Raw genomic sequence first — 9,185 nt, forward strand, 5'->3', positions numbered from 1 at the left:
GGCAGGCGCCAGCATTTGCGCGACGCCCGCGATGCGATTGCTGTAGGGCGGTTCAGCGCCAGTATCGGCGCGATGTTCGATCCGGCTCAGCAGCCAGTGCCGGTTGCACTCGGCAAAGGGATGGCCGTGCAGCGACAGCCACTGCCCGCTGCGCAGGGCCGACAGATCCGATTGCCCCTCAGCCGTGCGCAACGCCGGGGCAGTCTCGCCGCCGGCTCGTGTGCCCGCCTGCAGTTGCCAGCGACGTACTGCCGGCGATTTGCCGAGGTGACCGAAGGACGCCGCGCCAGCTCCGGGCAATTGCCCGGGGTCATCGCCGAAGACCAGGCAATGCCCGTCACGCCCATGCTCGAAGTAGTAGTGGATGTGCGCCTGCGCGCACAGACGCTGGACAAATTGCAGATCAGACTCGCGGTACTGAGTGCAAAAGGCGCGTGGCGGATAGTCGCCATGCAGGTCAAACCGGCATTGTGCACCGACAATTCCATGCTCCTTGAGGACCTGCATCAAAATCTGCGGCACCGAACGGCCGCTGAAAATCCGTTGACTGAAACGCAGCGCCAGACAACTCAACTTCGGTCCCAGCGAAACACGACATAACCGCAACCCCTCGCCGTGCTCGTACTGGACCACACGCAGCAACTGACCATTCAGGCCTGCGCGCAATGGGCCGAACTGCAGGAAGGCGCAGCGGTACAACAGACCGGCAAGGTCCAGGTGCGGGTCAGCGATCAACAGGTCGATGTCAAAGGCAAAGGGCTCGCTGATGCCCTCACTTCCGGTAAAGGCCAGGACTTCGAAGGGGTCGGACAGACCCGCTACATCGAGACGAAAGGACGGCTCGTTGACTGGATCGAACATAGGCGGATCTCTACAGGAGGGGCGGTCGGGGATTCTCGCCGAGAGCCATGGCCGAGTAGAGTGCCGAAGTTCAACTTAGGAAATGACCTACGCGAAAAGCAGACCAGATGACTTTGCTGGCTGAGGTAGCCAGGTTTTTCGCGCGGATTTGGAGAAATGTCCCACCGGATCATCTGAAGTTTCCGCTGTAAGCGGAAAAACTTCAGACAACCCGGTGAGCGGGCAACCTGGCCTCAGGAAGACAGGTAGGAGGAGCGGGTCAGGCCCAGGCGCAAGGCATCGAGGAACTGCGTGCGTTCGCTGGCACTGATGCGGGCACTGGCGCACTTGTCGCGGTAGTGAGTCATCAGTTCTTCCGGCGACAAGTGCACGTAACGCAGCATGTCTTCGATGGTGTCGTGGGTTTCGATACCGGCGTGGTACACGCTGCCATCGGCGTTCTGATAGATGTTCACCGAATCGGTGTCACCGAACAGGTTGTGCATGTCGCCGAGGATTTCCTGATAGGCGCCGACCAGGAACACGCCCAGCAGGTAATCTTCACCTTCATTCAAACCGTGCACCGGCAGGCTGGTCTCGATGCTCTGCTCGTCGACGTACTGGTTGATCTTGCCGTCGGAGTCGCACGTCAGGTCCTGCAGGACCGCACGACGCAGCGGCTCTTCATCCAGACGATGCAGCGGGATGATCGGCAGGACCTGGTCGATAGCCCAGGTGTCCGGCAGGCTCTGGAACACCGAGAAGTTGCAGATGTACTTGTCGGCCAGCTTGTCATTGAGCTCGTCGAGCACCTGACGGTGCGAACGCTGACGTGCCTTCAGCGAGTTGTGCAGGCGGCGGCACACGGCGAAGTAGCATTGCTCGGCCAGGGCTTTCTCGGCCAGGGTCAGCTTGCCATCGGCGTACTGCGACGCCACGTCGCTCATGTAGTGGGTGGCGCGCCAGTAGGTTTCGGTGACCATTTCGATGTCGGTCGGGCCGAGCAGGTCGACCAGCCACTGCACGGTTTCCGGCAGGTTTTCCTTGTTTTCGATCAGCGGGATTTCGTCGTTGTGTTTCTCGACGTCGGTCACCTGCACCACCAGCATCGCGTGGTGCGCGGTCAGCGAGCGGCCGCTTTCGGAGAAGATGTGCGGATGCGGCAGGCTCTGCGCGTCGCAGAATTCCTTGAGCATGCCGACCACGACACCGGCGTAGTCGTCCATGTCGTAGTTGATCGAACTGGCATTGCGCGAGTGGGTACCGTCGTAGTCGACACCCAGACCGCCGCCGACGTCGATGTGATCGACCGGCAGGCCAAGGTTGCGCAACTCGCCGTAGTAACGGATCGCTTCCTTGAAGCCGTGCTGGTAGTCAGCCAGGTTGGCGATCTGCGAGCCCATGTGGAAGTGCAACAGGCGAATGCCCTGATCCAGGCCAGCCGCGCGGAAACGCTCAACCACCGACAGCAGTTGTGCTGCAGACAGACCGAATTTGGATTTCTCGCCACCGGTGTCCGCCCACTTCGACGAGGCCAGCGACGACAGGCGCACGCGCAGGCCGACCTGTGGCTTGACCTTCAGCGAAGCGGCTTCTTCGATCACCAGGCCGACTTCGGATTCTTTCTCGATCACGATGAACACGTTGTGGCCGAGCTTCTGGCCCATCAGCGCCAGACGGATGAACTCGCGGTCCTTGTAACCGTTGCAGACGATGGTGCCGCCCTTCGGCGCCAGTGCCAGCACCGCCAGCAGCTCTGGCTTGGAGCCGGCTTCCAGACCGATGGAAACGTTCTGGGTGGCGATGATGTTCTCGATTACCGCTTCTTGCTGGTTGACCTTGATCGGGTACAGCGCGGTGTACTTGCTCTGGTACTCCAGGCGCTCGATGTTCGAGTCGAAGGCACCGGTCAACTGACGGACGCGGTCTTGCAGGATGTCGGGGAAACGAACCAGCAACGGCAAGGACAAACCGCTCTTGCGCAGTTGATCGACTTGTTCGAACAGGTCGATAGGCGAGCTGCTCGGGCCGTTCGGACGAACTTCGACGCGACCGGCGTCATTGATCGCGAAATACCCGGCCCCCCAATGGCGAATCCCGTAAACACTGCGGCTGTCCGCAACTGTCCATTGGCTGCCATCGTCTTTACGTGTGCGTCGTACGGACATCGAAGTCCCCTATAAAGAAGTCATAGTGCGTCGCCTGATCGCAGGCCGGCGCAGTCTAAAGAATGAAAATGACGATTCGTCAGCGCGGCGGTAGACCGCACTGACCGCGTGTAGTTTAGAAACCGGTATGAACAGGCTCTGTGAAAACCATGGAGACGACGCCGGCGCTGAACATTGCAGAACCGGATCAAGCCGCAGGTGGTTTTCACAGAGGCTGCTAGCCGCCGGACTTCTTCGCCTTGAAACCGTGCTTGATCAACTCGGCCAAGAGTAGCTCGACATGATCGCCCTGGATTTCGATGACCCCGTCCTTCAACGCCCCGCCGGTGCCACAACGTTTCTTCAACGTTGTCGCCAGCTCTTTGAGCGCGTCTTCGGCCAGTGGCACGCCGGTGATGGTGGTCACCGTCTTGCCGCCACGGCCCTTGCTCTCGCGACGCACGCGGGCAATGCCGTCCCCGGCCGGGATCACGGTTTGTTTGCAGATACAGGCGTCCACCGGCTTACTGCATTCCGGGCAATGACGACCTGCGTCGGTGGAAAATACCAGACCGCCCAGGGCGGCGAAGGATGCGGCTTTTTTGGCCACCGGCAATCCTCTTCGGAGGACAAAGACTGATCGCAACCTTGGGCAAGGTTATCGACCGCGAAGCCCCACTCAGGCAGGGGCAGCGCTACTGCATCGGTAAAACGCCAGATGTCGGAGCTGTCGAATGAAACGAGGCTGCGATCTTTTGATTTCGACGCCAAAACAAAAAATCAAAAGATCGCAGCCTGCGGCAGCTCCTACAAAAAGCAATCGCGGTGCAGCTTGAAAAGGTCGCGCAGTGTAACGGCAAAATTCCCGATTGCTAAGTGCCAATCGGCGCCAATTTATGAGTTCTTTGCGACGTCGCTTTGCTGCGCTTTCAAATAGCGTCGCAAAGCCGCCAGAGAGTCCGGGCAGTAAGGCTTCTGCTCGATTTCGCGCATAACTTGTTCGACCGGAATGAAGCGTGCTTCCAGCACTTCTTCCGGCTGAAGCTTCAGCGGGCCATCCCACACGGCGGAAAATGCCGAACACCAGAGACGGTTGTCGGTGTCCTCGAAGAAGAAATGGTCATGGGCGGTGAGTTCAACCCCGCTCACGCCCAGTTCCTCTTCCAGCTCGCGGGCCGCCGATTCGGCGTAGCTCTCGTCCGCCTGCACCATACCGCCTGCCGCCACGTCCCAGTAGCCGGGATAGATGGCTTTACTCAACGTGCGACGGTGCACGCAAAGGTCGCCGGCGGAATTGAACAACATGATGTAGGTGCCCCGGCCGATCAGCCCGCGCTCGCGCAAGTCGGCCCGCACCAGGGCGCCGAGCAGGTTGTCCTGTTCGTCGACCCAGGCGATCTGTTCGGCATCCGAGGCGGCGCGATGGGCCGCCTCTTTGGCGTTCTGACTCATGAATCAGCCCTGATTGAGCAATTGACGCAGGTCGATGACGGCAGCGTTGGCCCGGGAAATATAGTTGGCCATGACCAGCGAGTGGTTGGCCAGCACGCCGAAGCCGCTGCCATTGAGAATCATAGGACTCCAGACCGGTTCCTGCGAGGCTTCCAGCTCACGGATGATCTGGCGCACGCTGACCGTGGCGTTCTTCTTCGCCAGGACGTCGGCGAAGTCGACTTCGATCGCACGCAGCAGGTGCGACAGGGCCCAGGCCTGACCGCGCGCCTCGTAGAACACGTTGTCGATCTGCATCCACGGAGTCTCGACGACCTCCTCGTCAACCTGCGGCACTTCACCGATGGCCGGGACTTCGGTTTTCAGCGCAGTGTTGAGTTTGACCCGGCCGACGCTGGCCGACAGGCGTTGCGACAGCGACCCCAAGCGGGTGCCGACATCGCCGAGCCAGTTGTTCAGGTTGTCGGCGCGGGCATAGAACAGCGCGTTTTTCTGGGTCGGATCGGACAGGCGCGCCTGATAGCGGCTCAGGGACTTGATACCTTCCTGATACTCCGACTCACTCGACGGCAGGATCCAGCTCTTGTTGTCGAAGTTGAAACGCGGCTCGGCCTTGGCCAGATCGGCATCTTCAGCCGACTGCGACTGCGAACGGGCAAAGTCTTTGCGCAGGGCACGGGTCAGGTCGCGCACCTGCACCAGCACGCCATATTCCCAGCTCGGTGTGTTGTCCATCCACAGGCCCGGCGGGAAGCGGTCGTTGGAAATGTAGCCGCCCGGCTTGTTGAGCAAGGTGCCGGCAACGGTCTTCAGGGTTTCGACGGTGGTGTAGCCGATCACCATCTGCTTGCCTTCTTTCTCGGCCGCTACCTGAGCGTTTTGCGCCACAGGAAACAGTGCCGGCTCCTGACTCCAATACCAGCCCAGGCCAATGGTCACCAACAGATAAATGCCGACCAGAGTGGCCAGCGCACGGCTGAACAACAGCCCGCCGACGTAGCTGCGGGTGGCCGACTTGGGCTCGGCGGCACGTTCAGGCGCGCTGCCCGCGCGGTTTTTCCAGTCCAGCATGGCGATATCCTTTCAATTACTTGGGTTCAACAGTTCGACCACAACCATACAACAACGTGCCGGGGCCGGGCACCCGCGAGTATAGATAAGCCGCAAATTGCGTGAGCGGATGTCGCCTCTGTCAGATATAGGGGAATCCCTGAGGGCAGTTCCCCTACCCACACGGCCCAGGGCACTGCAAACACCGGCAAGGCACATTCCTCGTGCGGCTGTGCGCCAAACCGGAAACGCCGTCCCGAATCGCCGCCAACCGCAGAGCAAGCGCCCTGCCGGCAGGGGCCTGAACGACGTGCAGGTCGAAAATAAAACCACTCGGTCAGAAACTGAATGGCGTCCCATTGCAGATTATTGACGTGCGACACTCGTCTAAGGGAAAAGAGGTGCTAGCATAGAGCCACCAGTCGATCTCAGCATGCAGCCTAACTAGTAGTCAGGATATGACCGAGCCAGAAGACCCCAGCCGTGAGCGTCTCAAGCACCACTTTGCCCAGCGGGTAATTCATCAGGCACGTCAGATTCTTGAGATATGGCAGCGCCTGCAACGCAGCGAATGGTCCACCGTCGACCTCGCCGAGCTGAGCGAGGCTAACCTGCGCCTGCTGCGTTTTGCCGAGCGTTTCGAGCAGCCTGAACATACCCAGCTCGCGCACCACATCAGCCAGTCGCTGGAAGCGGTGGATGCCAATCGCGGGCGCCTGAGCAGCGGCCTGATCACCGACCTCAATCGCCTGATGCAGCGCCTGTCGCGCACCGGCCTGCGCCACGGCGATCAACTCGACCAGACCTTTCTGCCGCCGCTGCGCAAACCGATCTACGTGATGCTGCAAGACCACGACCGCGCCGAGCGGCTGGCCAAGCAACTGGAGTTTTTCGGTCTGAGCGCGCAGGCGCTGGACAGTGTTGCGGCGTTTCGCTCTTCGATGGTCGAGCGTTTGCCAGCGGCGATTGTGATGGACGTGGACTTCAGCGGCGCCGGCGTCGGCCTGAAACTCGCCGCCGAAGCTCAGGTCGGTCTGGAGCAACCGCTGCCTTTATTGTTCTTCAGCCTGCACGAAACCGATACGCCGACCCGCCTTGCCGCCGTGCGCGCCGGTGGCCAGGAATTCCTCACCGGCACCCTCGAAGCGTCGAGCCTGCTGGAGAAGATCGAGGTGCTGACCTGCGTCGCCCAGTACGAACCTTATAAGGTGCTGATCATCGACGACTCGCGCGCTCAGGCCCTGCACACCGAGCGCCTGCTCAACAGTGCCGGGATCGTCACGCGCACCCTGATCGAACCGATTCAGGCGATGGCCGAACTGGCGGATTTCCAGCCGGATCTGATCATCCTCGACATGTACATGCCGGCCTGCACCGGCACCGAGCTGGCCAAAGTGATTCGTCACAACGATCGCTATGTCAGCGTGCCGATCATTTACCTGTCGGCCGAAGACGATCTGGACAAGCAACTCGACGCCATGAGCGAGGGCGGCGACGACTTCCTGACCAAACCGATCAAGCCGCGACACCTGATCACCACCGTGCGCAACCGCGCCGCCCGCGCCCGCAATCTGAAAGCACGGATGGTCCGCGACAGCCTCACCGGCCTGTACAACCACACGCATATTCTGCAGTTGCTCGAAGACTGCTCGTTCCGCGCCCGCCGCGAGAACAAGCCATTGAGCTTTGCCATGCTCGACATTGACCACTTCAAACGGGTCAACGACAGCCACGGCCACCCGATGGGCGACCGGGTGATCAAAAGCCTGGCACTGTTCCTCAAGCAGCGGTTACGCAAGACCGACTTCATTGGCCGTTACGGCGGCGAAGAGTTCGCCATCGTAATGCCCGACACCGACATCGAAGCTGCGCACAAAGTGCTCGACGAAATCCGCCAGCGTTTTGCCGAAATCCACTACCCGGCCCAGCCGCAGGATTTGTGGTGCACCTTCAGCGCCGGTGTGGTGGAGATGAGTGATGACTCCGACAGCCTGATGATGGCCAGCCAGGCCGACGAGGCGCTGTACCGCGCCAAGGATGGCGGACGCAATCGGGTGCAGACCGCGCGGGAGTCAAAGCAAAGTGCCACTTTTTCATCTGAATCCACTGATTCGGTCATAACCCTGTAATAGAAACGCAATAAATTCAGGCGCTTACCATTCTGCCGTTGGTAGCCGTCATGCGCCTGAAGTTGCTCACCAATCTCAATACTCTGCTGCTGGTCGCCGTGTGCGTGGCCCTGGGTGCCACGTTATGGTGGTCGCAAAAAGCCCTGGAACGCCCGTATCTGTTGATGGAGCGCTACCTGGGGCTGTCGCAGCAATTTCAGAATGACGTGGCGCGCAACGTCGAGGATTACCTGGCCAGCGGTGATGCCCTGCGCCTGAGCAGCGCCAGTCAGGCCATCGAAGGTTTGCAGAAAGAACTCGGCGAACTGCCGCCGGCGCTGGCCGACACCTTGCGCCCGAGCCTGTCGAGCCTGGAAGAATTCAGCAAAACCGACCTGCTCGCCGCCGGCAAACTGGCCGGTGATCCGCAGGCCCTGCTGTTGCAGGCCGAGCGCGAGTTGAGCGCCAGCCTCGACCAGCTCAACACTTATGCCAACGGCGATGCGACTTATCTGACACCCCTGCTGGCCGCGTCGCAGCACTTGGGCAAACTGTCACTGGCGCGGGACAAACTGGTCAGCAGCGGGCGCAGTGAGCTGGCCGCCGATGTCGAGCGTGAAGTCAGCAACATCCGCACCCAGGCCCAGGCCCTTGATGCCCTGCCCCTGCTGGGCGTGGTCGCCAAAAACGAATCCGGCAGCGATGACTTCGCCGCGATGATGGGTATCGAAAGCACAGAAAAAACCGTCGCCGAAGACGCCGGCGTCGGCCTCAAACGCGAACTCAACAGCCTGCTCGGCCGCTATCCGGCGGAGCTTGCGCGCACCCGCGAGCAGATCCAGAAGCGCACCGACCTGAGCACCGCGACCCACCTGAAAATCGCCGCCGTCCAACAAGCCATTGCCGGGCTGGAGCCAGTGGTACGTGCCCAGCACGGGCAGATCCAGAGCGAAGTGCGCCTGATGCAAGGCGTGATGATCGGCCTGATTCTGCTGATCGCGCTGTTGATCGACACGCTGCAGCGACGCCTTTCGCGCACCCTGACCAACCTCGCCCCGGCCCTGTCGACCTGGGCCGAAGGCGATTTCAGTCGCGACATTCGTCTGGGCAAGACCAACCGCGAACTGCACGACATCGAAGCGTCGCTCAATCGGCTGCGCGCCTATCTGGTGGACCTGGTCGGGACGATTCGCGGCAACGCCGAACAAGTCGCCGGCAGCAGCCGTACCCTCGCCGAACTGAGCAACGACTTGCACAGCGGCGCCGAGCATCAGGCCGGTGACACCGCGCTGATCCGCGACTCCCTCAGTGAGCTCGAAGCGACCATTCAACAAGTCGCTGGCGATGCACGCCAGGCTGCGGATGCCAGCCGCCATGCCGGGATTGCCGTTGAGCACGGCCAGACGGTTATCGGGCAAAGCCTGACCGGATTGCACGCGCTGGTAGGTGAAGTCCAGGGTAACGCGCAGATGATCGAACACCTGGCCGAAGAGTCGGCAACCATCGGCGGTGTGCTGACGGTGATCCGCTCGATTGCCGACCAGACCAACCTGCTGGCGCTGAACGCGGCGATTGAAGCGGCCCGTGC

General features: G+C 61.1%; 6 protein-coding genes and 1 pseudogene. 2 read left to right on the forward strand and 5 right to left on the reverse strand.

The window, feature by feature from the left end:
• From DBR24_RS32825 to DBR24_RS18620, 5 genes are all read right to left on the reverse strand, one after another.
• A partial coding sequence (locus DBR24_RS32825; RefSeq protein WP_371921324.1) for a contractile injection system protein, VgrG/Pvc8 family occupies positions 1 to 861 on the reverse strand: 861 nt, incomplete at its 3' end.
• 233 nt (positions 862 to 1,094) lie between these two features.
• On the reverse strand, positions 1,095 to 3,008 hold the full coding sequence (speA, locus tag DBR24_RS18605) for an arginine decarboxylase (protein ID WP_003221289.1): 1,914 nt from the start codon (positions 3,006 to 3,008) through the stop codon (positions 1,095 to 1,097).
• Positions 3,009 to 3,225: 217 nt separating this feature from the next.
• Positions 3,226 to 3,597 carry a translation initiation factor Sui1 gene (locus DBR24_RS18610; RefSeq protein WP_041068080.1) on the reverse strand — a complete coding sequence of 124 codons (372 nt, stop codon included), beginning with the start codon at positions 3,595 to 3,597 and terminating at the stop codon, positions 3,226 to 3,228.
• Positions 3,598 to 3,881: 284 nt separating this feature from the next.
• Positions 3,882 to 4,439 (reverse strand): NUDIX hydrolase, encoded by a 558-nt coding sequence (locus tag DBR24_RS18615; RefSeq protein WP_123471053.1) that lies wholly within the window; start codon positions 4,437 to 4,439, stop codon positions 3,882 to 3,884.
• Between the two features lie 3 nt (positions 4,440 to 4,442).
• Positions 4,443 to 5,510, reverse strand: coding sequence for a DUF2333 family protein (locus DBR24_RS18620; protein ID WP_128615477.1), 1,068 nt, complete (start codon positions 5,508 to 5,510; stop codon positions 4,443 to 4,445).
• 437 nt (positions 5,511 to 5,947) lie between these two features.
• On the opposite strand from DBR24_RS18620, the gene gcbA reads away from it, so the two are divergent.
• Both gcbA and DBR24_RS34880 read left to right on the forward strand, forming a co-directional pair.
• Positions 5,948 to 7,618: a diguanylate cyclase GcbA gene (gene gcbA, locus DBR24_RS18625; RefSeq protein WP_123471050.1), complete on the forward strand. Its 1,671-nt coding sequence runs from the start codon at positions 5,948 to 5,950 to the stop codon at positions 7,616 to 7,618.
• A 1,448-nt stretch (positions 7,619 to 9,066) separates the two neighbouring features.
• A pseudogene (locus tag DBR24_RS34880) lies at positions 9,067 to 9,126 on the forward strand (hypothetical protein); the annotation flags it as partial.
• Positions 9,127 to 9,185: the final 59 nt, after the last annotated feature.

The sequence above is a fragment of the Pseudomonas sp. HMWF006 genome (assembly GCF_003061205.1).
Classification (GTDB): Bacteria; Pseudomonadota; Gammaproteobacteria; order Pseudomonadales; family Pseudomonadaceae; genus Aquipseudomonas; species Aquipseudomonas monsensis.

Excerpts from the sequence above, each read along its gene's own strand:
- speA (WP_003221289.1), bottom strand. The coding sequence starts at position 3,008 with ATGTCCGTACGACGCACACGTAAAGACGATGGCAGCCAATGGACAGTT.
- DBR24_RS18615 (WP_123471053.1), bottom strand. The coding sequence starts at position 4,439 with ATGAGTCAGAACGCCAAAGAGGCGGCCCATCGCGCCGCCTCGGATGCC.
- DBR24_RS18620 (WP_128615477.1), bottom strand. The coding sequence starts at position 5,510 with ATGCTGGACTGGAAAAACCGCGCGGGCAGCGCGCCTGAACGTGCCGCC.
- gcbA (WP_123471050.1), top strand. The coding sequence starts at position 5,948 with ATGACCGAGCCAGAAGACCCCAGCCGTGAGCGTCTCAAGCACCACTTT.